Here is a 25,024-nt window from a genome sequence, read left to right as displayed (position 1 = left end):
TGAATCACACCGAAGGAGCCGTCCCCATGAGGTCCGACCTCACCGCAGGCCAGCGGCGCGTAGCGGCGGCCCAGCGCCCGGAGGCCGCCGCGTTCTGGACCTCGCGTCTGGCCGGCGCGACCGCCGTCGGATTCCCCGCCGACCGGCCCACCGACGACCGCGCACCCCACCGCCACACGGCCGAGCTGCCACTGGACGCCGGCACCGGCGCGCGCCTCGAGGCCGTCAGCCGGGGGAACGCCGAGGCCGCCACCGTGCTGCTGGCCTCTGCCGCCCTCGCGTTGCTGCGCTCCTACGCGGGCGTCGACGACCTGGTCATCGGCCGGCTTCCCGGCGCCCCGGGGGCCCTCGCCGGCATCGTCCCGCTGCGCACCACCCTCACCGACGACGACTCGCTCGCCGCGGTCGCGGCCCGCCTCGGCTCGGCGGTCGGTGAGAGCCGCCCGTACGAGGACTACCCGGTCGAGCTGGTGGCCGACCCGCCGGAGGTCGTCGTCCTCGGCGACGCCGTGCCCGTCGACGACCCGCTTCCCGCCGTCGACACCGTCATCGGCTTCGGCGCGGACCGGCGCTCGATCGTCGTCCGGGTGGACGGCGGCCGCTTCCTGCCGGAGTCCGCGCACCTGCTCGCCGAGCGGTGCCGCACCCTCCTGGCCGCGGCGCTGACCGCGCCACGTCAGCCGCTGGCCGCACTCGACCTGCGCACCGAGGACGACCGAAGGATCACCGCGGCCGCGAACGACACCGCGCACCCCTTCCCGGACCGGGTGACGCTCGGCGAGCTGTTCGCCCGGACCATGGCGGCCCGCCCCGGACAGACCGCGATCGTCACCGCCGAACGCTCCTACACCTACGCCGAGCTGGACCGGGTGACCGCCCACCTGGCGGCACGCCTGCGGTCCGGCGGTGTCGGGCGGGACGTGATCGTGGGGGTGCTGGCGGAGCGGTCCTTCGCGGCGCTGGCCGGGATCGTCGCCGTGATCCGGGCCGGCGGCGCCTATCTGCCGCTGGACCCGTCGCTGCCGCGGGAGCGGCTGGCCCACATGGTGTCCGACAGCCGGACGAGCCTGGTGCTGGCCGACGCCGCCTCGGCCGGCCGGCTGCCTCGGACCGGCGCCACCGTGATCGCCCTCGACGAGGCGGTGCGGGAGACATGCGAAGCGGAAACGCCCGGACCGGTCCCCTTCGGCAGCCCCGACGACGCCGCGTACGTCATCTACACCTCCGGCTCCACCGGCCTGCCCAAGGGTGTCGTCGTGGAACACCGCAGTGTCGTCAACCGCCTGCACTGGATGCAGCGCGCCTACCCCCTCGGCGCCGACGACGTCATCCTCCACAAGACCCCGACCGCGTTCGACGTCTCGGTGTGGGAGCTGTTCTGGTGGCTGGTCGAAGGCGCCGCCGTGTGCCTGCTCGAACCGCGGGGCGAGCGGGAACCGGGAGCGATCGTCGAGGCGATCGACCGGCACGGCGTGACCGTCACGCACTTCGTCCCCACGATGCTCGGCGCGTTCCTGGACTACGCCGGCGCCGTGGGCGCGACCTCCCGACTGGCGTCGCTGCGCCGCGTCTTCGCCAGCGGCGAGGCCCTCGGCCGGCACCACGTGACCGCGTTCCACCAGCTCGGCACCGGTGCCGAACTGGTGAACCTGTACGGCCCCACCGAGGCCACCGTCGACGTCAGCCACCATCGCACCACCGCCGACGACACCGTCGTGCCGATCGGCCTGCCCATCGACAACACCCGGCTGTACGTTCTCGACCCCGCGGGCCGCGAGCTGCCGGTCGGCATGCCCGGCGAGCTGTACATCGCCGGCGCCGGACTCGCCCGCGGCTATCTGCACCGCGAGGAACTCACCGCCGAGCGCTTCGTGACCGGCCCGCTGCCCGGCGAGGACCGCGCCTACCGCACCGGCGACCTGGTACGGCGGCTGCCCGACGGCGCCATCGAGTACCTCGGCCGCATCGACTTCCAGGTCAAGCTGCGCGGGTACCGCATCGAGCCGGGCGAGATCGAGCAGCGGCTGCTGGCCCACCCGGAGGTCACCGACGCCGTCGTGGTGCTGCGGACCGGCGACGACGGCCAGGGCCGGCTGTACGGGTACGTCGTCTCGGCCGGCGACGTCACCGAGGAGGACCTGCGCGCACACGCCGCCGTCACCCTGCCCGCGTACATGGTCCCCGAGCGGATCGTCCCGCTCGCGGCCTTCCCCCTGTCACCCAACGGCAAGCTCGACCGCTCGGCGCTGCCCGAGCCGGCCGCACGGGCCACCGAGTACGTTGCGCCCGCGACGGACGCCGAACGGGCCCTGGCCGGCATCTGGGCCGAGGCGCTGGGCGTGGAGCGGGTCGGCGCCACGGACAGCTTCTTCGCGCTGGGCGGCAACTCCATCCACTTCGTCTCGGTGCTCGCCAAGGCCCGCAAGGCAGGCATGGAGTTCACCTTCCAGCAGCTCTTCGCCCATCCCACGGTGCGGGAACTCGCGGCGGGCGTCGGCGAAGCGGCGGCCGGGGACGCCCTGCCGACGGAGTTCGGGCCCTTCGAGCTGATCGGCGACCGCGACCGGGCCCTGATCCCCGAGGGCGTCGAGGACGCCTACCCGATGGCCATGCTCCAGTCCGGGCTGATCTACCAGAGCGAGATCATGCACGGCAACACGAGCTACCACGACATCATCAGCTACCTGATCCAGAGCTCCATCGACCCCGGGCTGTTCCGCGAGGCGGTACGCGTCCTGGTCGAACGCAACCCGATCTTCCGCACGAGCTACCACCTGCACGGGTACTCGGAGTACCTGCAACTGGTGCACGAGCGGACCGACGAACTGCCGCTCGTCGTCCACGACATCCGGCACCTCGACGCGGGCAAGCAGGACGCCTGGTACGACGAGTGGTTCCACCGCGAGCAGAACCGGCCCTTCGCCTGGGACAAGCCGGGGCTGTTCCGGTTCCACATCCACATCCTGTCCGACGGCCTCTACCGCTACAGCGTCAGCCAGCACAACTCCGCACTGGACGGCTGGAGCATCAACCAGGTGCACGTCCAGCTGTTCGGCATCTACTACGCCCTGCTGGAGGGGCGGCCCGTCGAGCTGCCCCCGGCGGTCAACCATCTGCGCAACTTCATCGGCCTGGAGCGGCACGCCATCGGCTCGCCGGACTTCCGGGAGTTCTGGCGCAAGGCGCTGGAGGGGCGGCCGCGCACCGAGATCCCGCGGCTGCGGCCGGCCGGGGCCGGCGAACGCCTGGACGTGGTGTTCCGGGACATCGACCTGCCTCAGGGCCTGTCGGACCGCATCGTGGACCTGGCCGGGCGGCTGGGCGTACCGGTGAAGAACGTCCTGCTCGCCGCGCATCTGCGGGTGCACACCCTGCTGTGCGGAAACCTCGACGTCATCACCGGGTACGAGCACGGCGGCCGGCCCGAACTGCCGGGCGCGGACCGCGCGCTGGGCGTCTTCCTCAACACCATGCCCCTGCGAGTAAAGGTGGACGAGGGGACATGGACGGACCTGATCCGGCAGACGTACCGCAGCGAGGCCGAACTGCTGCCCTACCGGCGGTATCCGATGGCGAAGGTGAAGCAGGACCAGCGGACCACCGACCCGCTGTTCGAGACGGTCTTCAACTTCACGCACTTCCACTCGCTCAAGGCGCTCAAGGACCTGCCGGAGTTCGCGCTCCTGGACGTACGGGCGGCGGCGATCACCGAGTTCCCGCTGCGCGCGGAGTTCTCGCAGCACTTCTACACCGACGAGGTGCAGCTGAGCCTGCACTACCACACCGGGGCGTTCGACCCCGAGCACATCGAGCGGATCGGCGGGTACTACCGCCGGGCCCTGACACACATGGTCGACACGCCCGACGCCCCGCATCACTCCGCGGTGCTGCTGGACGAGACGGAGCTGGCGGAATTGGCCGCGTTCAGCGCGGGCCACCCGGACGCACCGACGGTGGTCGACGCGGTCGGCGGGACGGCCGCGCCCATCGGGACGACCGGCGACGTGGTGATCGCGGGGCGCCCCACGGGGCGGCGCGGCTTCTGGCGCCCGGACGGCGTCCTCGAGTTCGCGGACCCGGACGGTTCCCCCGCGGCGGCCGTACGGGCGCCGGCCGCGCCCGCGACGGCCCGGCCGACGGCCCGCCCGGACGCCGAGGACGCCCTCGCACCGTTCGTCGAGCGGATCCGAGCCGTCTGGGCCGGGGTCCTGGAGACCGAACCGGACGACATCGGCATCGACGACGACTTCTTCGACATCGGCGGCAACTCGCTGGCCGCGCTGCGCGTGAGCGTGCAGCTGAAGGAGTGGGTGTCGCTGCGGGACGTGATGCGCAACTCCATCCTCGGCGAACTCGCGGAGGCCGCGGCGGAGAAGGCCGGCCCGGCCCCCTCGGTCTCCTCCGAGGAGGGAACGCTGCTGGCCCGGTTCACCGAACCCGCCGACGCGGCGGCGACCGTCGTCTTCCTGCCCTACGCGGGAGGCAACGCCGTGCACTTCCGCCCGGTCGCACAGGAGCTCGCCCGGCGTGACGGCACGGTCGCCGTGGCCGCCGCCGAACTGCCCGGGCACGCTCCGGGGTCGTCGGACGCCGACCTGCTGCCCTTCGACGACCTCTGCGCACGGCTGGCCGCCGAGATCGACGCGACGACCGGCGGACCGCTGGTGCTGTGGGGCCACTGTGTCGGCTCGGCCCTGGCCCTCGCCCTGGCCCGGCTGCTCACCGCACGGGGCCGCACGGTACGGCACCTGTTCCTGGCGGCCAAGCTGCTCGCCGATGCCGGCACCATCCGCGACACCCTGGGCAACGCCGAGCGGCTCTCCTTCGACGACGTACGCGACCTGGTCGTGGACTGGACGGGCTCGACGGCGATCGACTCGGCCGAGGAGGCGACCCGCGACCTGCTCGTGCGCACCTTCCGCCACGACTCGCTGACCAGCAACACGTACCTGCTCGGTCTGCGCACCGCGCCGCCGGAGCCGCTGGACGTGCCGTGCACCGTGGTGATCGCGGCCGACGACCCGGCCACCGAGGGCTACGGCGAGGCGTACGGGGCCTGGGAGACGGCGGTCCGCGCACCGCGGCTGGCCGAACTCACGCACGGCGGCCACTACTTCGCGCGGACCCGGCCGGAGGCGGTCGCGGACCTGCTGGCCACGGCGGTCCACGACACACCACGCGGTGACCGCTGACCCGCCCGGCACCCGCACCCGAGCGGGGGAGGAGACCCGTTCCTCCCCCGTCCCCCCACCCGGCCCGTCCCTGAGGAGCCAGCCCCATGACCACCCCCGAACCCCCCGTCCCCCCTGGGCGCCGCCGGCTCGCCCTCGCCCTCCTCGGCCCCGCGGCCGACTTGCGCGGTGCCCGCACCCTCCTCGGCATCGGTCTCATCGACAGCACCGGAACCGGTCTCTACCTGGCCGGTTCGGCCGTCTACTTCGTGGCCGTCCTCGGCCTGAGCGCGGCACAGGTCGGCTTCGGCCTGTCCGTCGCCGGGCTGCTCGGCCTGGCCTGCCAACCGGTCCTCGGCTGGCTGGCGGACCGCCACGGCCCGCGCCAGGTCCTCGCGCTGCTGCACGTCTGGCGGGCCCTGAGCTTCGGCGCCCTGCTGCTCGCCGATTCCTACTGGCAGTTCCTGATCGCCGTCGCGATGATCGGCGTCGGACAGCAGGCCCTCTCGCCGATCTACCAGGCCCTCGTGGAGCGCACCGTCGGCGCCGACGGCCGGCTGGCGATGATGGCCCGCTCCCGGGTCGTCTACAACGTCGGATTCTCCCTCGGCGGCCTGGCCGCCACGGTCGCGATCGGCTACGGGACCCGCACCGGGTTCAACATGATCATGCTGGGCAACGCCGTGTTCTGTCTCGCCGCGGCCGCCATGCTGGCCGCGGCCCCCGCGGCCGACGGCGAGACCGGCTCGGCCCGGCGCGCACCCCTGCGCCTGCACCACCTGCGCAACCCGCGCCACCTGGCCGTCGCCGGGATCAACGGTGTGCTCAGTCTGCACATCTCGCTGCTCGGCGTCGGCATCCCGCTGTGGGTGACGCTGCACACCGGCGCGCCCCGGTCCACGGTCGGCGTGCTGCTCGTGGTCAACACGGTCGTCGCCGTGCTCGGGCAGGTGTGGGCGTCCAAGGGCTCCGACACCCTCGACGGCAGCGTCACCGCGCTGCGCCGCGGCGGCTGGGCGCTGGTCGGCTGCTGCCTGCTCTTCATCGCCGCGGCCCACATCGACGCGACCGCCGGGGTCGTCGCGCTGCTGATCGCCGGTGTCATCGTGATGACGGGCGCCGAGCTGTTCCAGTCGGCGGGCGGCTGGGGCGTCTCCTACGCCCTGGCGCCCGAGGAGGGCCGGGCCGAGTACCTCGCCACCTTCAACCTCGGCACCGGTCTGCAGTTCGTCGTCGGCCCGACGATCGTGACCGCGGGGGTGATCGACCGCGGCACGGCCGGCTGGGTGGTCTTCGCCGGCTGTCTGGCGATCGCCACGCTCGCGGTGCGGCCGCTGGTCGCCGCCGCCCGGCGTCCGGCCCCGGCCGGCAAGGGGGTCACCGAGCATGCCTGATCCCTCGCGGCCCCAGGGGCCGCGCGCCGCGGCCGGCTAGCCCGCCGACTCGGCGGCGTGGGGGCTCAGGACGTCCATGCTCACCAGGGCGATGATCACGATCCCGAGGGCGACGCGGTACCAGACGAACGGCATGAAGCTCTTGTTGGAGATCCACTTCATGAACCAGGCGATGACCGCGTACCCCGAGGCGAACGCGATCACCGTCGCGAACAGGGTGGGCCCCCAGTCCACGTGGCCCTCGCTCAGCGAGTCCTTCACCTCGAAGGCGCCGGAGGCGAGCACGGCCGGGATGGCGAGCAGGAAGGAGTAGCGGGCCGCGGCCTCCCGCTTGTAGCCCATGAACAGGCCGCCGCTGATGGTCGCGCCGGAGCGGGAGACGCCGGGGATGAGCGCGCAGGCCTGGCAGAGCCCGAAGATCAGGCCGTCCTTGACGCCCAGGTTCTCCAGTGTCTTGCGCTGCTTGGGCGCCCGGTGCCGGCGCCCCGTCTCGTCGCGGGCCGCCAACCGGTCGGCGATGCCGATGACCACGCCGACGACGAGGAGCATCGTCGCGGTGACCCGCAGATCGCGGAACGGCCCCTCGATCTGGTCCTTCAGCGTCACACCCAGCAGACCGATGGGGATCGAGCCGACGATCACCAGCCAGCCCATCTGCGCGTCGTGGTTCCGGCGCATCGACTTGTCGAACAGCGAGCGGAACCAGGACGTGATGATCCGGCCGATGTCCTTGCGGAAGTAGATGAGCACCGCGGTCTCGGTGCCGATCTGGGTGATCGCCGTGAAGGCCGCGCCGGGGTCCTGCCAGCCGGAGAACGCGGCGGTCAGCCGCAGGTGCGCGCTGGAGGAGACGGGCAGGAACTCGGTCAGCCCTTGGACGAGTCCGAGGACGAGGGATTCAAACCAAGACATGAAGGTATGGCGTCCAAGTGCTGAAAGGAGAAGAGGTGATCATGTGACGAAGGAAGGGTAGCGGGCCCGCCCGGCAACACGGCAACAGGGGCCGCGCACTTCGGCCGTCCACGGCGGCAGCGGGCCCTGGCCGTACGGCCTACCGGACGCTCGTCACGTACCACTGCCCACGCGACCGGCCGCGCACATACAGGTGCCGGCCCCGTCCGACGCAAGGGGCGTACCGCTTCAGGGGCGTGCCGTCGGGGAGGGTGAGACGGGCCTCCTCCACCGGCAGGACCTCGTCCGCCGTCAGACGGCAGCGCTGCAGGCGGTCCGGTTGCCGGTCGCCGCCCAGCATGACGAGCCGGTCTCCGTCCACGGCCAGCCCGCTGGGGGCGGCCACGGGACTCCTCCGCAGCCGGATCCGGCCGTCGGCCCGGGCCTCCAGCAGCGGGAAGGTCGGGTAGTAGCTCGCCCACGCGACACCGTCGCCGACGTTGAAGGCGTAGACCGTGTCGATGTATTCGACGCCCTTCGGGGCGGAGTACCCCCAACGGCGATTGCCGCCGCTGTCCCAGCGGACCAGACCGGGGGCGCTGAGCGGGTCGCTGTAGACGCCTTCGTCGCCGTAGGCGCTCCACAGGTGGTGCCGCCGGTCCGCCATCAGGAACTCGACCGCGCTCCCCAGCGCGAAGCGTCGCCGGCGCCGGCCGTCGCGGCCGTAGATCTGCGCGTTCCGGTCTCCCGCGGCCTCGTAGCCGTACAGGACGAGCCGGCCGTTGGGCAGGGCGTCCAGACGGCTCACCCGCAAGGTGATGTCACGCAACGGCAGTTCCCGGAACGTGCCGCCGTCGGCGACGACGAGCAGCGCGTCGTAGGGGTCGGTGCGGGGGTGCGGGGAGGGCCTGCCGTACGGGTTCGGCCGGAGTTCCGCTTCCGGGCAGACCAGCCAGAGGGCCCGGCCCCACGCGTCCACCGTGGTCGCCAGCACCTTCCGCTGGTCGTACCGCCCGGGCAGCAGGGCATGGGGACGCAGTGCCACCGTTCTCAAGGGATCGCCTCACAGGGGAAAACGACATGACTCACCCATCGTCGCAACTGTGTAATGGGACGTGCCCGAGGGTTCCGACGATGCGGCCGGGAGGTCTGCTTGAGGGTCGATCAGTGTCTTCTCGTCGACGGGGACGACACGTTGTGGGAGAACAACATCTACTTCGAGCGGGCGATCGAGGAGTTCCTCGACCTGCTCGCTCACGCATCGCTCTCGCGGGCCGGACTGCGGCAGGTCCTGGACGACGTCGAGCGGGAGAACTGCCAGGTGTACGGCTATGGCGCGAAGAGCTTCGTGCGCAGCCTGCACGACTGTTACGAGCGGGTGCACGAGGCGCGGGCGACCGACGACCACGGCAAGGCGATCGCCGAGCTGGGCGAGCGGATCCTGCGCCAGGAGCCGGTGCTGATCGCGGGCGTGGAGGAGACGCTGGCCGGTCTGCGCACCCGGCACCGCCTGGTGCTGCTGACCAAGGGTGACCACGAGGAGCAGGCGGCGAAGGTGGAACGCTCGCGACTGGGGCCGCTGTTCGAGCGGATCGTCATCGTGCCGGAGAAGACGGTCGAGACGTACTCCACGGTGGTGGAGGACCTGAAGGCCGACACCGCGCGGACATGGATGATCGGCAACTCCCCGAAGTCCGACATCGTGCCGGCGCTCGCCGCCGGGCTGGGCGCGGTGTACGTACCGCACCCCGACACCTGGGTGCTGGAACACCATCCGTTCCCCGAGGCTACCGAACGACTGCTCCAGGTGGAGCGCTTCACGGACCTGGCCGAGCACTTCTGACGGCCCCCGGTGCCGTCGGCCCCGGCGGCCTCACGTGGTCACCGGCCCCGAGAGGGTCCAGCCCGGGGCCTGCGGACGCGCGGTCAGGTCCTCGTGGCGCACGGTCCCGCCGCAGGCCTGGCAGGTGACCACCGACACCAGTCGGCTGCCGCAGCTGTGCTCGACGACCATGGGCGGGTCGGTGTCCTTGCGCAGGTGGCGGTCGCCCCATTCCCTCAGGGTCGTCAGCACCGGCTCCAGCTCCAGCCCGGCCTGCGTGGCCCGGTACTCGAAGCGCTGAGGGCGCTCGCTGTACAGGCGCTTGGTGAGGATGCCGGCCTCCACGAGCCGGCGCAGCCGGGCGGCCAGGACGTCGCGCGGTGCGCCGATGTTGCGTACGAGCTGGTCGAAGCGGCCGTTGCCCAGGCAGACCTCCCGCAGGACGAGCAGGGAGTACTTCTCGCCGACCAGTGCGAGGGCGTCGGCGATCGAGCAGGGGCGCGGGTCCTTCGTAGCGGCCATGAAGTCAGTCTAGGTGAGGGTTTGTTTTCCCAACTTTGCAAGCCGTGCGAGCCCGTGCCACGGTCGCCGTACCCTCGCCACGGCCGTCGGACGTCGCCCGGCTCATGGAGCCATCACCCGCCCCGCCGCGGCGACCAGGTCGTCCGTCGCCGTGATCGCCGCCTCCCGGCGGGCGGCCAGCTCGGCACGGTCGGGCGCCTCGCGGAGGGCGAACGCGGCCAGGGCCGCCTGGCGGGCCGGTCCGGTGAGGGCCGGTTCGAGGACGCAGACCGCGACCAGCGGGGAGGTCACCGCGGAGCGGGTGGCACGGCTCTGCGCCCGGGCCGCGTCGACGGCCTCCTGGCCCGCGCCGCTCAGCACCAGGTCCTCGCGGTGCCACAGGGCCCGCCGGTGGTCACCCAGGGCCGCCACCAGCTCGCCCAGCGCCACCCGCAGCGCCTCCGCCCGGCGCTCGTCGCGGGCGGCCCGCTCGCGCCGCAGCTGGAGCAGCCCGGTCAGCGCGCCGCCGAGCAGCGTGCCGGCCACGGCGATGACGCTGGACCACATCGGACACCCCTCCTGGCACGGCTCCCCGGCCGGCCTCCCGGCACGGCTCTGCGGATCCTGGCACGGCTCGGCGGACGGACGCGACGGTTCACCCGGCGCGCAGCCGGTGCCGCTTGCGCCAGGCGACCACCGTGCCCGCCAGGGCCGGTACGGCGACGCAGGCCATCGCGATCAGGAAGGCGGGGGAGGTCGGCGCCGAGGCGCGGGCGCCGGCGACCGCGTAGGCGGCCGTGTTCGGGATCGAACCGAGGGCGGTGGCCAGCAGGAACGACAGCGGGCCCATACGGGAGACGGCAGCGCAGTAGTTCGCCGCCCAGAACGGCACGCCCGGGAACAGCCGGAGGGCCAGCATGGACCGGAACCCGTGCCGGCTGAGCTGGCCGTCGGCCGCCTTCAGCCAGCGGCCCCGCAGCAGCGGGCGCAGCGCGTCCTGTCCGAGCGCCCGGCCCAGCCCGAACGCCACCCCGGCACCGAGCACCGTGCCCGCGAGCGCCGTCGCCAGCCCCACCTGGGAGCCGAACATCGCGCCCGCGGCCAGGTTCAGCAGGGGGCGCGGCACGAACACCACGGTGCACAGCCCGTACGCCGCCGCGAACACCAGGGCGGCCGCGGCCCCGCCGAGCTGTGGTGGCCAGCCGTGCGTGAGCAGCCGCTGCGGTTCGCACACCAGCACCCCCGCCGCCCCGCCCGCCAGCAGCGCGAGCAGCAGGGACAGCCGGGCGTAGGGGGACAGCAGCAGCCGTGTGCAGCGCCCGGCCCACCCGGCGCGCGGCAGCACGGGCACCGCCGCGGTACCGGGGCCGGCCGGGGTGAGGGCCGGCCCGGGCGCGGCGGCCAGGAGGGAGGGCGCGCCGGCCGGGGGAGCGGGCGTGGCAGCCGGGGGAGAGGTCGGGGCGGTGCCAGAGCGGTTGGCATCGAGCATCCGCAGACACTAACCGACGCACATGTGTGATCGCCGTATGAACCGAACTCCCGTGCCGTACCGGGCGGGCGGCGACGGCGGCCGGTGCCGCCCGGGACGTGCGGTGACGTACCGCCGGGGATCCGCAAGGGCCGGCTGGACACGGGGCCCAGAATGGTCGGGTGAACGAATCGATACCCGTCTCCCGGACCACCGACCACGGCACCGCCCGGCTGATGCCCGACGTCGACCGGGAGCGGGCCTGGCTGCTCACGGTCGACGGGGCCCCGCAGTCGTACGTGGACCTGGACGACCCGGCGTACCTGGAGTTCGAGTACGCGCGGCGGCTGGGGCACGTGCTGGACACCGTGGCCGAGGCCGGGCGGGCGCTGGACGTGGTGCACCTCGGCGGGGGCGCGCTGACCCTGCCGAGGTATGTGGCCGCCACCCGGCCCGGCTCCCGGCAGGACGTCGTCGAGGCGGACCGGGGGTTGCTGGAGCTGGTCACCGAGCAGCTGCCGCTGCCGGCCGGCTCGGGCATCGCGCTGCACGCGGCCGACGCCCGGGACTGGCTCCGCACCGCGCCGGACGACCGGGCCGATGTGCTGATCGCCGACGTGTTCGGCGGCTCCCGGGTGCCCGCCCACCTCACCACGCTCGCCTACGTCCGCACGGCCGAGCGGGTGCTGCGACCGGACGGGGTCTACCTGGCCAATCTCGCCGACGCCGCGCCGTTCGGCTTCCTGCGCTCCCAATTGGCCACGCTGGCTGCGGTGTTCGAGGAGGTCGCGCTGATCGCCGAACCCGCGGTGCTGCGCGGACGGCGGTTCGGCAACGTGGTGGTCGCGGCCTCCCACCGGCCCCTGGACACCGCCGCGCTGGCCCGGCGCACCGCGGCGGACGCCTTCCCCGCACGCGTCGAACACGGGGCCGCCGTACGGCGGTTCACCGGGTCGGCGCGGCCGGTGGAGGACGCCGACGCCGTACCCTCACCCGAGCCCCCCGACGGGGCGTTCGGCATCGGCTGAGACGGACGCGGTCACTCCACGGTCGGGTCGCCGTGCAGCCGTACCGTGGCGAGGATCTTGTCGATGGTCGCGTCCGACAGCTCGTCCTCGACGCCCTTCGTGCCGTACAGCGACCACGACACGAAGTTGCCCGAGGAGTTCTTGAAGGCGAACGTGACCGCCTTGCCGTCGGTGTCGCACTTGTTCTTCTTCGGCACACCGCTGACGTACGACGTCGCGACGCTGCCGGTGACGCCCGACGCGGTGGTGAAGGACTTCGCCTCGCCGATGTGCAGGTACTTCTTGGCCGCCTTCGACTGGTCCGTGAACCCGCCGAACGCGAAGGCGGCCGAGTCGCCCCGGGCGATGCTCGCGGTGTCCTTGGCGCCCATCTCGCCCTTGGTGCCGGCCACGGCCAGCGACGACGTCTCCTCCCTGCCGTCCTTGTCGTCGTCGGAGACGCAGTAGCGCGGCTCGAGGGACGACGTGCCGGACATGCCGATGTACGCCGAGCCGTCACCCTTCTGCTTGTCCTCGAAGAAGGTGAAGACGCCGGTCCGCTGCACCTCCCAGTCGGCCGGCACGTCGAAGGCCGTGCCGTACTTGGGGTTGACCACGACCTTCCAGCCCGCGACCGTCGGCTTCACGGCCTCGCCGGAGCGGGGGTTGTCGGTCGGGGCCGGCGAGGCGGGCGAGGTGGCGGTCGGCGAGGGGCTCGTGGTCCGCGCGTCCTTGCCGTCGTCCGCCTCGTCGTCCTTCGAACCGCCCAGCACCAGAAAGCCGGTGACGGCCGCGGTGACCACGACGGCGGTGGCCGCGACGACGGCGACCAGCTTCGTACGTCCGCCGCCGCGCGGGGGCTCGGGCGCGGACGGCTGTCCCCACTGCGGCGGCTGCCCGTAGGGGACGGTCTGCGCCTGCGCGTACGGGGCGGTCTGCGGCTGCTGCCCGTACGGGGCGCTGGGGGGCTGCTGTCCGTAGGGCGTGCCGGGGTGCTGCTGCCCGTACGGGCCCTGCTGCGGGTGCTGCTGGTGTCCGGGCTGCTGATACGCGTTCGGCTGCGGGTGTCCCGGCTGCTGGTACGGATTCTGCCGCGGATCGTGCTGCGGGTTCTGCGCGCCCCCTGGCGGCTGCTGATCTGGCCACATGGCCCGTAACCCTAGTGCGCTTCTCTGGCCAGCCCCTGCTACTCGTGAGTAACATGGCGGCCATGAGCGCAGACCAGATGTCGATCGGCGAGATGCTCGCCGCCACCGTGCCCATGGCCCGGACCCTGAACCTGGAGTTCCTGGAGACCACGGCCGACAAGGCCGTGGTGTCCCTGCCGGACCAGGACGCGTACCACAACCACGTGGGCGGCCCGCACGCCGGCGCGATGTTCACCCTCGGGGAGTCGGCCAGCGGCGCCATCGTGCTGGCCGCCTTCGGGGACCAGCTCTCGCGTGCCGTGCCGCTCGCCGTACGGGCCGAGATCGCCTACAAGAAGCTGGCGATGGGCGTCGTCACCGCGACCGCGACGCTGGGCCGCCCGGCCGCCGAGGTCGTCGCCGAACTCGACGCCGGACAGCGCCCCGAGTTCCCCGTGTCGGTCGAGATACGGCGCGCGGACGGCGCGGTGACCGGCGAGATGAGCGTCCTGTGGACGCTCCGGCCGGCCGACGGGGCGAAGTAACCCGCGCCGGCCCGGACGACACCGCGCCCCGCCCCGTCGACACCGGGGCGGGGTGCCGGCGTTCGGGGCGGGATCACCGGTGTCCGGGGCGGGGTCACCGGATGGCGACCACGTTGGTCGCCTTCGCGCCGATCACCTCGAAGGCGACCCGCTGACCCTCGCGGGTCGTCTGCGTCTCCATGCAGGAGAAAGGGCGCCTCTCGCCGTCCTCGCCGGTGATGATGCCCACGCCGTCCGTGTCGTTGTAGACGGCGATCCTTCCGAGCGGCATGGTCTGCTCCTCCGTGGATTGCGGGAACCACTGCTCTCCCCCGGTGAGCAGAGCATCACGCACCGTGCCCGGGCGGAGGAAGGGCGCGTCGGTGCGTCGGCCATGGTTTGACCGGATGTCGGCGGAGTCGCGCGCCGGCCCGGACCGTACGAATACCGGAATTGGACATTTGACCCGCCATCCGGCCTTTTCGCCGAGAAGTCGGCCGCCGGGTCGAACGCCGTCCGGAGATACCAGCGGTAACTATTGCGGGAAGCGCCGACTTCTCCGCCGGGGTATTCCGACTTCTTGTTTCCCGTGAGTCGCCTGTGCCAAGGTGAGCCTCCCCGCGGGAGGGCAAAGGCGGACGCCGACGTCCGGCCGGCCCTTTGACTATGCACGTATGCACCGACAGGCACTGTTTTTCCACAGGACGCCCGCGCGCATGCGGTCCTGCGGCTGGAAAGGAATGTCTCCGTGCAGCCCCCTTACCCCCCACGCCCGCCCTACCCGCCCCGGCCCGGCCCCGCCGGGGAGTCCGACCCCGCCCTGCTCGCCCGGCTCCGCGGCCCGGACGCCGACGGCCGTCATCACGCCGTCGCCCTGCTGCTCGCCCGGCACTGGCGGGCCACCCTCGACCATGCCGTGGTCTGCCTGGCCACCACCGGTACCACCGCCCAACTCGTGGCCGCCGCGGCCTTCGAGCAGGTGCTCGCCGGTACGGCGACCGGTGTGACCGGCGCTGCCGGCGTGACCGGCGGCGCCCTGCGGCCGCAGTTGCTCGTCGCCGTCCGCGACACGGTCCGCGCCTGGGCGGCGGACGCCGCCGCCTGTGCCGTCCTGCCGGAATTGCGCAAAACCACCGGCGGTCGCGGACTGCGCGCGACAAAGCCCGGCCCATCGGAAAGCAGACGGCTCGCCGCCCGCGCATTTCGGTCCCTTCCCGGCGCCGCGCAATGCCTTCTCTGGCATACCGAGGTCGAGGCCGAACCCATAAACATACCTGCTGGTCTGCTGGGCGTCGACACGGTCACCGCGGCGGCCGCGCTGGAGCAGGCGCGCGAGCAATTCCGTGCCGGGTGTGTACGCGCTCACCGGGAACTCGCGCCCACCGAGGAATGCCGCTTCCACAACCGGCTCCTGGACATCCCCCTGCGCCGCGGCGGTCCCCTGCTGCCGGAAGTGCGAAGGCATCTGACGGTCTGCCCGCACTGCCGGTACGCCGCCGAGCAGCTCGGCCGCTTCGACGCCGGTCTGCCCCTGCTCCTCGCCGAGAGCGTGCTCGGCTGGGGTGCCCGCCGCTACCTCGACTCCCGACCGGCCCGCGCCGCGCGGGAGGGTCGTGCCGTCCGGGAGGACCGATCGTCCATTCACGACCTCCATGACCGCCATGACCTCCATGACCGCCACAGCCGTCGTGACCGTCATGTCCGGGGGACCCGGGCGACCGCACCCGGAGGTCCTCTGTCCGCCGGCCGTCACCGCAAGGCCATGGTCATCGGCGTCGGGCTCGCTTCCCTCGCGCTGCTCGTCACCGCTCTGTCGGTCAGGAGCTGGTCCGATGACAACGGTGTCCCCGGTCCCGGCGTCACCTGGGCCGCACCCGTCGCGGACTCCCCACGCCCGGGAGGCGCCGGCGCACACTCCGCCGCCTCTTACGGCGACCCCGCCGAGACCGTCCACGGCACCCTGCGCGACCTGGCGTCCGGGCGCTGCCTGGACGTGCGCGGCGGGCGGGTCGCGGCGGGCGCGGGCGTCCGGCTCGCGCCGTGCTCGGCGGCCGGCTCCCAGCAGTGGACCTACCAGGACGACGGCCTCCTGCGCAGCACCGCGGACCCCACCCTCTGTCTCACCGCCGACCCCGGCACGGGAACCGTGGCGCTGGCCGGCTGCGCGCTACCGCCAGGGGAGGTCTCCTACGACGTCACGCTGCACGGCGAGATCCTGCTCCGCCGCCACCCCGGCCTGGCCCTGTCACCGGGTCCCGGCCGGGGGGTCACGGGGGTCGGCGTCGTACACCGTGACGACGGTCCCCCGGAGCAGCGGTGGGCGCTGGAGGCGGACGAAGCACCCCCCGCCGATGCCGGCCCGGAGCGGCGACCGGACGTACCGGGCGCGTCGGACGGGGTTCGCGGTGGACGGCCGGGCGGGGACGGACACCACCGGGCCGGTGACACCTCGCGAGGGGAGCCGGGGCGCGCGGGTCACGGGGCCGAGGAACGAGACCGTCCCCGGGGCGCGCGGATCCATGGGGAAGGCGGCGGGCGGCCGGGCCGAGCCGATGACACCGGCGCCCGTGAGGGAGTACGAGTACGAGGAGCTGACGAGGCGCCGGAGAAGACGGGCCCTGGGCCTACCGCCGGCCCCGGCCCCGGTGGCCGCTCAGCGGGACCAGCCTGTGGCGGCGGCGACGTCCTCGGCGATGGCGCGAACGGTGCGCTGGTCGGTGGGGACGCGTACCGTTCCCGGCGGAGCCTCCGCTTCCAGACGCTGCGCGGCGGCGGCGCTGCGGCGCAGGTGGATGTCGAGCTCGGAGCCGCGTTCCCGCCCGCCGAGGCGTTGGCGCGCTGTCGCGTCGGTGGCGGTGAGCAGGACGTTGACGATCCTCGGCGGGGCGTCGGGAGAGACGGCCTGCCGGATCAGGTCCGGTTCCAGGATGCTGACGGTGTTGGTGTAGATCAGGCGTCGCACGCCCACGTCGGCGTAGTTCGCCCACAGGGCGGCGAGGTTGCGCCGGGTGATGCGGGTGAGGAAGGGATCGTCCGGGGGAGCGGGGTGGACGTGGTCGAGGAGGTCGCCCTCGACGAGGCAGTGGGCGACGCCGGTGTCCCGTAGGAGGACCGACGTCTCCATGGCGACCGTCGTCTTGCCCACGCCGGACCGGCCGCCGATCAGCAGCACCTCGATGCCTGTCATGGCCACACGGTGGCACCGGACGCATGGTCGGCGCGCGGGAATTTTCCGCGCGGGGCGGAAGTATCGCCGGCCAGTTCACCGAGTCATCCGGCAGCAACCGAGTCAACGCCGCCCACACCCGAAAGCGCCGCTCACACCACGTTCCGGCGGATCAGCGTCGACAGCACCAGCGCGCCCGGCAGCAGCGGTGCCCAGTCGGTCAGGACCCGGTAGCCGATGACGGTCGCGGTCGCCGGTGCGGGGGAGGAGCCGAAGGCGACCAGCGTCCACACCAGTGCCGCGTCGACCGCGAGGCCGCCCGGCGCGGGCACCGCCCCGACGGCCGTGCCCGCCGCCAGATGGGCCAGTACCACCTGCTCCCAGGGCAGCCCCAGTCCCAGCGAGGCCCCCACACAGGCCAGCGCGCCGGCCTGTACCAGCGGCATCGCCACGGCCCCGCCCCACAGCGCCAGCACCCGGCGCGGCCGGGCGTGCACCGCGCGCGCGTCGGACACGGCGGTGCGCAGCAGCCGGGCCACCGGCCGTCGCAGCGGCCGTACGACCGTCAGCAGCACCCCCGCCACCGTGACCGCCCCGCCCACGCCCGCCGCGAGCGGTATCAGCAGCCGCCCGTCCGGTATCAGTTCCCCGAGGCGCCGCCGGGCCGGTGAGGCCGCCAGGAACACCACCAGCACCAGCGCCTTCGCGACGGACTTGACGAGCGAGTACAGGCCGATCGACGCGGTCGCCCGCTCCAGCGGTACGCCCTGCCCGCGCAGGAACCGCAGGGTGACGGCGTGCGCGCCGAGTCCGCCGGGCAGCACGTGGTTGGCGGCGCCGGCGGCGAACTGCGAGGCCAGCAGCAGCCGTGGCGGTACCGGGTCGGGCAGCGCACCCTGCCGGATGCTGGAGGCGGCCACCCAGGTCAGACAGGTGAACCCGGCTCCCGCCGCCAGCCACCCCGGGTCGGCCGAGACCAGCCGCCGGAACCCCTCGTACACGACGGGCCGGTTCGCCGCCGCCCAGCCGGCCGCGAACAGCAGCGGCGCCAGGCACAGCGCCAGCCGCAGCGACCGGCCCGGCCCGCGCGCCCCCGCCGACCGCGCCGGAGCCGCACACTCCGGATCGGCGCCGGTGGTCTCCGTACCGAGGTCGGCGCACTTCGGACCAGGGCCGCCGGTCTCCGGGCACGGAGGTGGAAGCGGGCAGGACGTACAAGCGGACGTGAAGGTGGACGTGGACGGGGGCGGGGTCGGAGCTGGGGACACGGGACGTCGTCCTTCCGCGGCGGGCCCCTGCGGGCCTGGGGGAGCGGGCCGGGCGAAACCGCGTGGAGCCTTCCCCTCCCGCGTGACACGGGGATGTCCGGAAACGTAAGGCGTGCGGGCGGAACGGTGCCGCCGGCCGGGCGGGCAGGCGGCCGTTCGGCGCCGACCAGGTAGCCTTCCCTTGGGCCGCGCTGTGCATGCGGGCGCCCGGACACACAGGACGACCAGGTCAGCGACAGGGGAGGAACCGGCGGTGCACGTCCAGGAATGGCTCGACTCGGTGCCTGCCGCCGCCGTCTACGCCGTGGTGGGCCTCGTGATCGGTCTGGAGAGCCTGGGCATCCCGTTGCCGGGCGAGATCATCCTGGTCTCGGCGGCCCTGATGTCCTCCCAGCACACGGGCGTCAACCCGGTCGTCCTCGGCGCCTGCGCGACCGCCGGAGCGGTGATCGGCGACTCGATCGGCTACGCCATCGGCCGCAAGGGCGGACGCCCGCTGCTGGCCTGGCTCGGCAGGAAGTTCCCCCGCCACTTCAGCGCGGGCCATGTGGCCACCGCCGAGCGGTCCTTCGAGAAGTGGGGCATGTGGGCGGTCTTCTTCGGCCGCTTCGTCGCCCTGCTGCGCATCTTCGCCGGCCCCCTCGCGGGCGTCCTGCACATGCCGTACTGGAAGTTCCTGATCGCCAACGTCCTCGGCGGCATCTGCTGGGCCGGGGGCACCACGGCCGTCATCTACTACGTCGGCATCGTCGCCGAGGACTGGCTGAAGCGCTTCTCCTACGTCGGTCTGGGCGTGGCCGTCCTCATCGGACTCGGCTCCATGCTGATCCTCAAGCGCAAGGCGAAGCAGGCCCAGCCGGAGCAGCGGGAAGCGGAAGCGGAGCCCGCGAACGCCGGGGAGTGAACCGGCGCCGCCGGGCGGAAGCAGCTCCTGCCCGTGCGCCCCTCATCCTCGCACCCCTTACTCGTGCACCTCGCGATGCGTCTGCGCCAGGTCGGCGTACAGCGTGCCGTTGAGGACCACACCCTCCCGCTCCTCCTCCGACAGGGCCCGCCGCACCTTCGCCGGCACCCCCGCCACCAGCGACCCGGGCGGCACCACCATCCCCTGCGGCACCAGCGCCTGCGCCGCGACCAGCGAGCCCGCCCCGATCACCGCCCCGTTCAGCACGGTCGCGCCCATCCCGATCAGGCAGTCCTCCTCCACGGTCGCCCCGTGCACCACCGCGTTGTGCCCGATGGACACCCGCTCCCCGATGCGCACCGGGAACCCGGGGTCGGCGTGCAGGGTGACGTTGTCCTGCACATTGGCCCGCGCCCCCACGGTGATCTTCTCTATGTCCCCGCGCACGACGGCCCCGTACCAGACACTGGCCCCCTCGTGCAGCGTGACGTCCCCGACCACGGACGCCGTGGGCGCCACGAACGCCTCCGGATCGACCTGGGGTTCCTTGCCCCCGATGCCCACGATCAGCGCCTTCTGCGTCATCACCGTCTCCTTGTGTGCGTTCCGTGCCCGAACGGTACGACACCGGGTGGGGCAAAGATCACAGCGGCCCGGCCTCTCGCCGGGGGCGACCGGTGAGTAACGTGAGCGCGTGCCGAAGCGCAAGAACACGTTCTCATCCTGGCGTCAGCGCCTGGCCCAGCGCGCCGTCCACGCGGGCTGGGCGTGGGTGTGCCGCACGGGCTCGGTGACGGCCGAGCACCCCGGCCGCTTCCGCTTCGGCGCCATCGGGGAGCACACCCGGCTGGCCTTCCCGCTCGGCACGGTCTTCGGGGAACCGTGGATCAGGCTCGGGTCGTACTGCATCATCGGGGAGCAGGTCACCCTCACCGCGGGCCTGATGCCCGACCTGGACCTCGGTCCGGACCCGATCCTGCGCATCGGCGACGGCGTGGTCCTCGGCCGCGGCAGCCATGTCATCGCGGACACCACGGTCACCATCGGCAGCGACTGCTACTTCGGCCCGTACGTCTACGTCACCTCCACCAACCACTCCTACGACGACCCGCACCAGCCCATCGGCAAGCAGTGGCCGCGCATGGAGCCGGTCGAGATCGGGCCGGGCTGCTGGATCGGCACCGGCGCGGTGATCCTGCCGGGGGCGCGGATCGGCCGGAACGTGGTCGTGGCGGCCGGCGCGGTGGTCCGGGGCACGGTGCCGGACCACGCGGTGGTGGCCGGGGCGCCCGCCAAGGTCGTACGGCGCTGGACGCCCGGCACCGGCTGGCAGCCGCCGCTGCGCACCCCCGCGCCGGTGCCGATACCGGACGACATCACACCGCGCCAGCTGCGCGCGCTGGCCGACCTGGACGAGGAGGCGGTGGCCCGGCTGGCCGCACTGGACCCCGACGGCTGACGGACGTCCTTCCGGCCGGGCTCCCCGCACCGGAGACCGCGGTGTGCCTTCGGCGGCTCAGCCCGTCGCCAGCAGCAGCGTGCCCAGCAGGGCCAGGCCCGCGCCCGCCGTCTGGATGCCGCGCAGCCGCTCGCTGAGGAAGCCCCGTGCGGCCAGCGCGGTCACCACCGGGTACAGGGAGGCGAGCACGGCCGCGACGGTGACCGGACCGCTCCGGGTGGCCATCGCGTAGGTGCCGTTGGCCGCCACGTCGGCGAGCCCCACGAACGCCAGCGCGGGCAGCGCGTCCCACGGAAACCCGCCCTCCGGCAGGGCGGCCCCGCCGCGCCGCACCGAGACGACGAGCGCGGCCCCGCCCACCGCCACGTCCGTCACCCGCTGCACGAACAGCGCGAGGAACAGCCCGGTCACCGTGGTGGACGCCTCCGCGATCAGCGCGAACACCGTGCCGAAGCCGACCGCGGCGACCAGCGTCATCCAGATCGTGCGCCGCTGCACGGCCGTGCCCCGCAGCTGCGGCCCGCCCGCCAGGACGACCCCGGTGACGGCGACCGCGCTGCCGACGGCCTGGAACAGCCCCGGCCGCTCGCCGAGCACGAGCCCGACGCCGACGGGCACGGCGACGCTGAGGGTGGCCAGCGGGGAGACCACGCCCATCGGGCCGAGCGCGAGGGCCTGGTAGAAGCAGAGCAGGGCCACCGGTCCCACCAGCCCGGCCGCGAACGCGAACCACAGCCGGGGCCCGGCCTCGCTCCAGCCGCCGGTGGCCACCACGATCACGCCCAGCACGACCGCCGCGATGCCCTGCGAGACGACCACGACCGTCAGCGCCGGGGTACGCCGGGTCAGCAGTCCGCCGCCGAAGTCGGCCAGCCCCCACATAAGGCTGGTGAGCAGGGCGAAGAATGCTGTCATGGCCGGCCTCGCAGTACAGTTCGGTGAACGGACGAGTGCACCTCACCGTAGTTCACTCCATTGAACCCCACTCACTAAAATAATTAACTTCCCGGATATTGGACCCCATGTGTCGGACCTAGAACTCCTGACCCAGTCCCTGGCGCGCAACGTCAGACACTGGCGCGCGGTGCGCGGCTTCACGCTGGATGTGCTCGCCGCCCGGGCCGGCGTCAGCCGCGGCATGCTCATCCAGATCGAGCAGGCCCGCACCAACCCGAGCATCGGCACGGTCGTCAAGATCGGCGACGCGCTCGGCGTCAGCATCACCACGCTGCTCGACTACGAGCAGGGCCCGAAGGTGCGGATCGTCCCCGCCGAACGGGCCGTACGGCTCTGGCACACCGAGGCCGGCAGCTACAACCGGCTGCTCGCCGGCGCCGAGGCGCCCGGACCGCTGGAGATGTGGGACTGGCGGCTGATGCCGGGTGACGTCAGCCCCTCCGAGCCGCACCCCGGCGGCACGGTCGAGATGGTCCATGTCACCGCGGGCGAGCTGACGCTCACCGTGGACGGCGTCGAGCACCGCGTGCCGGCCGGCGCCAGCGCCTCCTTCGAGGCCGACGTCCCGCACCGGTACGGCAACAAGGGCGAGGTGCCGGTGGAGATGGTGATGGCCGTGTCCGTACCACCCGTGCCGTGAGCGCGCGCCGCCCGTGCCCTGAGCCCGTCCGTTCCGTAAGACGCCGGTCCGGCGGTGCGGCCGGTGTTGTTAGCGTGCGGGCATGCGCGCGCCCATCGGAGACTTCGACACCGCCACCCCCGCCCCGGACTGCCTCGACGAGCTGACCGCCCCCGTCGCCGACGCCGTACGCGCCTGGCGGGGCACGGTCCCGGCCGACCAGATCCTCTACGTCGACACCGATCCGCGCTGGGCGGACACCGCCACCTTCGTGGAGCACTACGGCCGGGACCTGCTGGAGCGGTCGGCGAACTGCGTGGTGGTCGCGGGCAAGCGGGCCGGTGAGACCCGGCTGGCCGCCTGTGTGGTGCCGTCCACCGCCCGGGCCGATGTCAACGGTGTCGTACGCCGTCACCTGGGCGCCCGCAAGGCATCGTTCGCCCCGATGGAGACGGCGACCGGCGAGACCGGCATGGAGTACGGCGGCATCACCCCGCTCGGACTGCCCGCCGACTGGCCGGTGCTGGTGGACTCGGCCGTGATCGACCTGCCCTACGTCGTGATCGGCAGCGGACGCCGGCGCGGCAAGCTCCTGATCCCCGGCAAGGCCCTCGCCGAACTCCCCGGCGCCGTCGTGCTGGAGGGGCTCGGGGCGGTGTGAGCCGACGCCGACGGCCGGGACGCGCCCCGGGCCCCGCCGCCGGTCACGCCGTCAGGTGATGGGCCAGCGCCAGATGGGGATCCGTCTCGCCCGGGGCGGGGGCCGGGTCGGCGTGGACCAGGGCGGCCGTCAGGTTCGGCACGGCGTGCAGCAGGGCGTGTTCGGCCTCGACGGCGATCGCGTGCGCCTGCCGCAGCGTGGCCTCGGCGTCCACCACCACCGCGAGTTCGGCCCGCAGCCGGTGCCCGATCCAGCGCAGCCGCAGCTCGCCCACCCCGCGCACGCCCTCCACCGCGCGCACCGCCCGCTCGGCCCGGTCCACCAGCGCCGGGTCGACGGCGTCCAGCACCCGCCGGAACACCTCCCGTGCCGCGTCCCGCAGCACCAGCACGATCGCCGCCGTGATCGCCAGCCCCACGACGGGATCGGCCTGCTGCCAGCCCAGCGCCGTACCGCCGGCCCCCAACAGCACGGCCAGCGAGGTGAATCCGTCGGTGCGGGCGTGCAGTCCGTCCGCGACGAGCGCGGCCGAGCCGATCTCCCGGCCCACCCGGATCCGGTACCGGGCCACCCACTCGTTGCCGGCGAAACCGAGCAGCGCGGCCACCGCGACCGCCGGCACCTGGGCGACCGGACGCGGGTCCAGCAGCCGCCCGACGGCCGCCCACGCGGCGAAGGCCGCCGACGCGGCGACGGTCAGCACGATGACCAGTCCGGCCAGGTCCTCGGCGCGGCCGTAACCGTAGGTGAACCGGCGGGTCGCAGCCCGGCGGCCGAGCACGAAGGCGATGCCGAGGGGGACGGCGGTCAGCGCGTCGGCCGCGTTGTGCACGGTGTCCCCGAGCAGCGCCACCGACCCGGAGACGGCCACCACGACCGCCTGCGCCAGCGCGGTCACCCCCAGCACGGCCAGCGACACCCACAGGGCGCGCATCCCCCGCGCCGAGGACTCCAGCGCAGGATCCAGCTTGTCGGCCGTCTCGTGAGAGTGCGGGGCGAACAGATGCCCGAGGCTGCGGAACCGGCCGCGGTGCGGGTGCTCGTGGCCGTGGTGGGAGTGCTCCCGGCCGTCGTCCTGGTGTACGTCGCCGTGGTGCGGGTGTTTGTGGCCGTGGTGCGCGTCCCCGTGGCCGCGATCCGGGTGCTCGTGGCCGTGGTCGCGATGGTGCCGGTCGCTCACGTCGGTCCCCTTCCGGTGGGCGGGAGTGGACGCGCGGCGTCCACGCGGCCATTATGTGCGTATGAGCGCACGCATGCACCTATCACCTGCGCACGATGCGCACGAGCACAGCGGGGGCGCGGGCGAGGAACGGTTCGAGGCCGCCGCCGGCCTCCTGGCCCTGCTGGGCGACCGCACCCGCCTCGCCCTGCTGTACGCCCTGACGGCGGGCGAGGCCGATGTCACCACGCTCACCGAGGCATGCGGCGCCGCCCGCCCGGCCGTCAGCCAGCACCTGGCCCGGCTGCGGCTCGCCGGTCTGGTGGACACCCGCAAGGAGGGCCGCCGGGTGATCTACTCCCTGCGCCACGGACACCTGGGGCGCCTGGTCGAGGAGGCCCTGAAGACGGCGGACCACCGCCTGACGGAACGCTGAGCGGGACGGTCTCCCGCCGTGGACGTGAGGGGAAGGGGCTAACCCAGCCGCGGGATCTCGATGGCCGGGCAGCGGTCCATGACCATCTCCAGGCCCGCCGCCCGGGTGCGTTCATACGCGGCCGGGTCGACGACACCCAGCTGGAACCACACCGCCCGCGCGCCCTTCGCCACGGCCTCGTCGGCGACCGGGCCGGCCAGCTCGCTGTTCACGAAGACGTCGACCACGTCCACGTCGAAGGGGATGTCCGCGAGGGAGGCGTACCCCCGCTCCCCGTGCACCGTCTCGGCCTTGGGGTGCACCGGCACGATCCGCTTGCCGAACCGCTGGAGCTCCCGGGACACGCCGTACGCGGCCCGGCGCTCGTTCGCGGACAGGCCGACCACCGCCCAGGTGTCGCCCAGCTCGGTCAGGATCCTGCGGATCGTCGCGTCGTCGCCGTACATCGGCCGCCTCCTCGGGCTGCGGGAACTGTTCCGGGGAAACGTCA

General features: G+C 73.3%; 24 protein-coding genes and 1 pseudogene. 11 read left to right on the top strand and 14 right to left on the bottom strand.

The window, feature by feature from the left end; translation table 11 throughout:
- The first annotated feature begins 26 nt into the window (after nucleotides 1-26).
- Together IE251_RS21130 and IE251_RS21125 are read left to right on the top strand one after the other, a co-directional pair.
- Complete coding sequence (locus IE251_RS21130; protein WP_189754546.1) at nucleotides 27-5,192, top strand: non-ribosomal peptide synthetase; 5,166 nt, start codon at nucleotides 27-29, stop codon at nucleotides 5,190-5,192.
- Between the two features lie 86 nt (nucleotides 5,193-5,278).
- Nucleotides 5,279-6,565, top strand: a complete 1,287-nt coding sequence (locus IE251_RS21125) for an MFS transporter (protein WP_189754545.1) — start codon at nucleotides 5,279-5,281, stop codon at nucleotides 6,563-6,565.
- 36 nt (nucleotides 6,566-6,601) lie between these two features.
- On the opposite strand, the gene IE251_RS21120 is transcribed toward IE251_RS21125, so the two are convergent.
- Both IE251_RS21120 and IE251_RS21115 read right to left on the bottom strand, forming a co-directional pair.
- Nucleotides 6,602-7,477: an undecaprenyl-diphosphate phosphatase gene (locus IE251_RS21120; RefSeq protein ID WP_189754544.1), complete on the bottom strand. Its 876-nt coding sequence runs from the start codon at nucleotides 7,475-7,477 to the stop codon at nucleotides 6,602-6,604.
- A gap of 139 nt (nucleotides 7,478-7,616) precedes the next feature.
- Nucleotides 7,617-8,501, bottom strand: coding sequence for a hypothetical protein (locus IE251_RS21115; protein WP_229896872.1), 885 nt, complete (start codon nucleotides 8,499-8,501; stop codon nucleotides 7,617-7,619).
- A 108-nt stretch (nucleotides 8,502-8,609) separates the two neighbouring features.
- Here IE251_RS21115 and IE251_RS21110 point away from each other — a divergent pair, with 108 nt between their 5' ends.
- Nucleotides 8,610-9,299, top strand: a complete 690-nt coding sequence (locus tag IE251_RS21110) for an HAD family hydrolase (RefSeq protein ID WP_229896871.1) — start codon at nucleotides 8,610-8,612, stop codon at nucleotides 9,297-9,299.
- 30 nt (nucleotides 9,300-9,329) lie between these two features.
- Here the strand turns inward: IE251_RS21110 and IE251_RS21105 are convergent, their stop codons facing one another.
- From IE251_RS21105 to IE251_RS21095, 3 genes are all read right to left on the bottom strand, one after another.
- Nucleotides 9,330-9,800 (bottom strand): winged helix-turn-helix transcriptional regulator, encoded by a 471-nt coding sequence (locus tag IE251_RS21105; protein WP_189754542.1) that lies wholly within the window; start codon nucleotides 9,798-9,800, stop codon nucleotides 9,330-9,332.
- A 102-nt stretch (nucleotides 9,801-9,902) separates the two neighbouring features.
- Nucleotides 9,903-10,346: a plasmid transfer protein KilB gene (kilB, locus tag IE251_RS21100; protein WP_189754541.1), complete on the bottom strand. Its 444-nt coding sequence runs from the start codon at nucleotides 10,344-10,346 to the stop codon at nucleotides 9,903-9,905.
- 88 nt (nucleotides 10,347-10,434) lie between these two features.
- Nucleotides 10,435-11,268 carry a TVP38/TMEM64 family protein gene (locus IE251_RS21095; protein WP_189754540.1) on the bottom strand — a complete coding sequence of 278 codons (834 nt, stop codon included), beginning with the start codon at nucleotides 11,266-11,268 and terminating at the stop codon, nucleotides 10,435-10,437.
- Between the two features lie 161 nt (nucleotides 11,269-11,429).
- On the opposite strand from IE251_RS21095, the gene IE251_RS21090 reads away from it, so the two are divergent.
- Nucleotides 11,430-12,275: a spermidine synthase gene (locus tag IE251_RS21090; RefSeq protein ID WP_189754539.1), complete on the top strand. Its 846-nt coding sequence runs from the start codon at nucleotides 11,430-11,432 to the stop codon at nucleotides 12,273-12,275.
- A gap of 11 nt (nucleotides 12,276-12,286) precedes the next feature.
- On the opposite strand, the gene IE251_RS21085 is transcribed toward IE251_RS21090, so the two are convergent.
- Nucleotides 12,287-13,402 (bottom strand): DUF8017 domain-containing protein, encoded by a 1,116-nt coding sequence (locus tag IE251_RS21085; protein ID WP_189754538.1) that lies wholly within the window; start codon nucleotides 13,400-13,402, stop codon nucleotides 12,287-12,289.
- Between the two features lie 62 nt (nucleotides 13,403-13,464).
- On the opposite strand from IE251_RS21085, the gene IE251_RS21080 reads away from it, so the two are divergent.
- A complete protein-coding gene (locus tag IE251_RS21080; protein WP_189754537.1) occupies nucleotides 13,465-13,926 on the top strand; it encodes a DUF4442 domain-containing protein in 462 nt (153 codons plus the stop codon).
- A 94-nt stretch (nucleotides 13,927-14,020) separates the two neighbouring features.
- On the opposite strand, the gene IE251_RS21075 is transcribed toward IE251_RS21080, so the two are convergent.
- Both IE251_RS21075 and IE251_RS41910 read right to left on the bottom strand, forming a co-directional pair.
- On the bottom strand, nucleotides 14,021-14,197 hold the full coding sequence (locus IE251_RS21075; RefSeq protein ID WP_189754536.1) for a S1 domain-containing protein: 177 nt from the start codon (nucleotides 14,195-14,197) through the stop codon (nucleotides 14,021-14,023).
- Nucleotides 14,198-14,569: 372 nt separating this feature from the next.
- On the bottom strand, nucleotides 14,570-15,604 hold the full coding sequence (locus IE251_RS41910) for a hypothetical protein (RefSeq protein ID WP_307784793.1): 1,035 nt from the start codon (nucleotides 15,602-15,604) through the stop codon (nucleotides 14,570-14,572).
- Between the two features lie 63 nt (nucleotides 15,605-15,667).
- On the opposite strand from IE251_RS41910, the pseudogene IE251_RS41905 reads away from it, so the two are divergent.
- Nucleotides 15,668-16,165, top strand: a pseudogene (locus tag IE251_RS41905) (RICIN domain-containing protein); the annotation flags it as partial.
- Between the two features lie 393 nt (nucleotides 16,166-16,558).
- Here the strand turns inward: IE251_RS41905 and IE251_RS41090 are convergent.
- Both IE251_RS41090 and IE251_RS21065 read right to left on the bottom strand, forming a co-directional pair.
- Nucleotides 16,559-17,092 (bottom strand): P-loop nucleotide/nucleoside kinase family protein, encoded by a 534-nt coding sequence (locus IE251_RS41090; RefSeq protein WP_229896870.1) that lies wholly within the window; start codon nucleotides 17,090-17,092, stop codon nucleotides 16,559-16,561.
- A gap of 131 nt (nucleotides 17,093-17,223) precedes the next feature.
- Nucleotides 17,224-18,339: a lysylphosphatidylglycerol synthase transmembrane domain-containing protein gene (locus IE251_RS21065; RefSeq protein ID WP_229896869.1), complete on the bottom strand. Its 1,116-nt coding sequence runs from the start codon at nucleotides 18,337-18,339 to the stop codon at nucleotides 17,224-17,226.
- Nucleotides 18,340-18,592: 253 nt separating this feature from the next.
- On the opposite strand from IE251_RS21065, the gene IE251_RS21060 reads away from it, so the two are divergent.
- Nucleotides 18,593-19,243 carry a DedA family protein gene (locus IE251_RS21060; RefSeq protein WP_189754534.1) on the top strand — a complete coding sequence of 217 codons (651 nt, stop codon included), beginning with the start codon at nucleotides 18,593-18,595 and terminating at the stop codon, nucleotides 19,241-19,243.
- A gap of 57 nt (nucleotides 19,244-19,300) precedes the next feature.
- Here the strand turns inward: IE251_RS21060 and IE251_RS21055 are convergent, their stop codons facing one another.
- Nucleotides 19,301-19,828, bottom strand: coding sequence for a gamma carbonic anhydrase family protein (locus tag IE251_RS21055; protein WP_030775050.1), 528 nt, complete (start codon nucleotides 19,826-19,828; stop codon nucleotides 19,301-19,303).
- A 109-nt stretch (nucleotides 19,829-19,937) separates the two neighbouring features.
- Here IE251_RS21055 and IE251_RS21050 point away from each other — a divergent pair, with 109 nt between their 5' ends.
- Entirely contained in the window at nucleotides 19,938-20,702 is a 765-nt protein-coding gene (locus IE251_RS21050) for an acyltransferase (protein ID WP_189754533.1), read from the top strand.
- Between the two features lie 57 nt (nucleotides 20,703-20,759).
- Here the strand turns inward: IE251_RS21050 and IE251_RS21045 are convergent, their stop codons facing one another.
- Nucleotides 20,760-21,617, bottom strand: coding sequence for an EamA family transporter (locus IE251_RS21045; RefSeq protein WP_189754532.1), 858 nt, complete (start codon nucleotides 21,615-21,617; stop codon nucleotides 20,760-20,762).
- A 109-nt stretch (nucleotides 21,618-21,726) separates the two neighbouring features.
- On the opposite strand from IE251_RS21045, the gene IE251_RS21040 reads away from it, so the two are divergent.
- Together IE251_RS21040 and IE251_RS21035 are read left to right on the top strand one after the other, a co-directional pair.
- On the top strand, nucleotides 21,727-22,299 hold the full coding sequence (locus IE251_RS21040; protein ID WP_189754531.1) for a helix-turn-helix domain-containing protein: 573 nt from the start codon (nucleotides 21,727-21,729) through the stop codon (nucleotides 22,297-22,299).
- Nucleotides 22,300-22,381: 82 nt separating this feature from the next.
- Complete coding sequence (locus tag IE251_RS21035; RefSeq protein ID WP_189754530.1) at nucleotides 22,382-22,939, top strand: YbaK/EbsC family protein; 558 nt, start codon at nucleotides 22,382-22,384, stop codon at nucleotides 22,937-22,939.
- A gap of 43 nt (nucleotides 22,940-22,982) precedes the next feature.
- On the opposite strand, the gene IE251_RS21030 is transcribed toward IE251_RS21035, so the two are convergent.
- Complete coding sequence (locus IE251_RS21030) at nucleotides 22,983-24,119, bottom strand: cation diffusion facilitator family transporter (RefSeq protein WP_189754529.1); 1,137 nt, start codon at nucleotides 24,117-24,119, stop codon at nucleotides 22,983-22,985.
- A 61-nt stretch (nucleotides 24,120-24,180) separates the two neighbouring features.
- Here IE251_RS21030 and IE251_RS21025 point away from each other — a divergent pair, with 61 nt between their 5' ends.
- Nucleotides 24,181-24,534, top strand: a complete 354-nt coding sequence (locus IE251_RS21025) for an ArsR/SmtB family transcription factor (protein ID WP_229896868.1) — start codon at nucleotides 24,181-24,183, stop codon at nucleotides 24,532-24,534.
- A 38-nt stretch (nucleotides 24,535-24,572) separates the two neighbouring features.
- On the opposite strand, the gene IE251_RS21020 is transcribed toward IE251_RS21025, so the two are convergent.
- Entirely contained in the window at nucleotides 24,573-24,980 is a 408-nt protein-coding gene (locus tag IE251_RS21020) for a CoA-binding protein (RefSeq protein WP_030775062.1), read from the bottom strand.
- Nucleotides 24,981-25,024 lie beyond the last annotated feature (44 nt).

Origin of the sequence: Streptomyces eurythermus, from assembly GCF_014649115.1 — a bacterium.
GTDB classification, from domain to species: Bacteria; Actinomycetota; Actinomycetes; order Streptomycetales; family Streptomycetaceae; genus Streptomyces; species Streptomyces eurythermus.
This window is presented reverse-complemented; position numbering and strand designations above follow the sequence as displayed.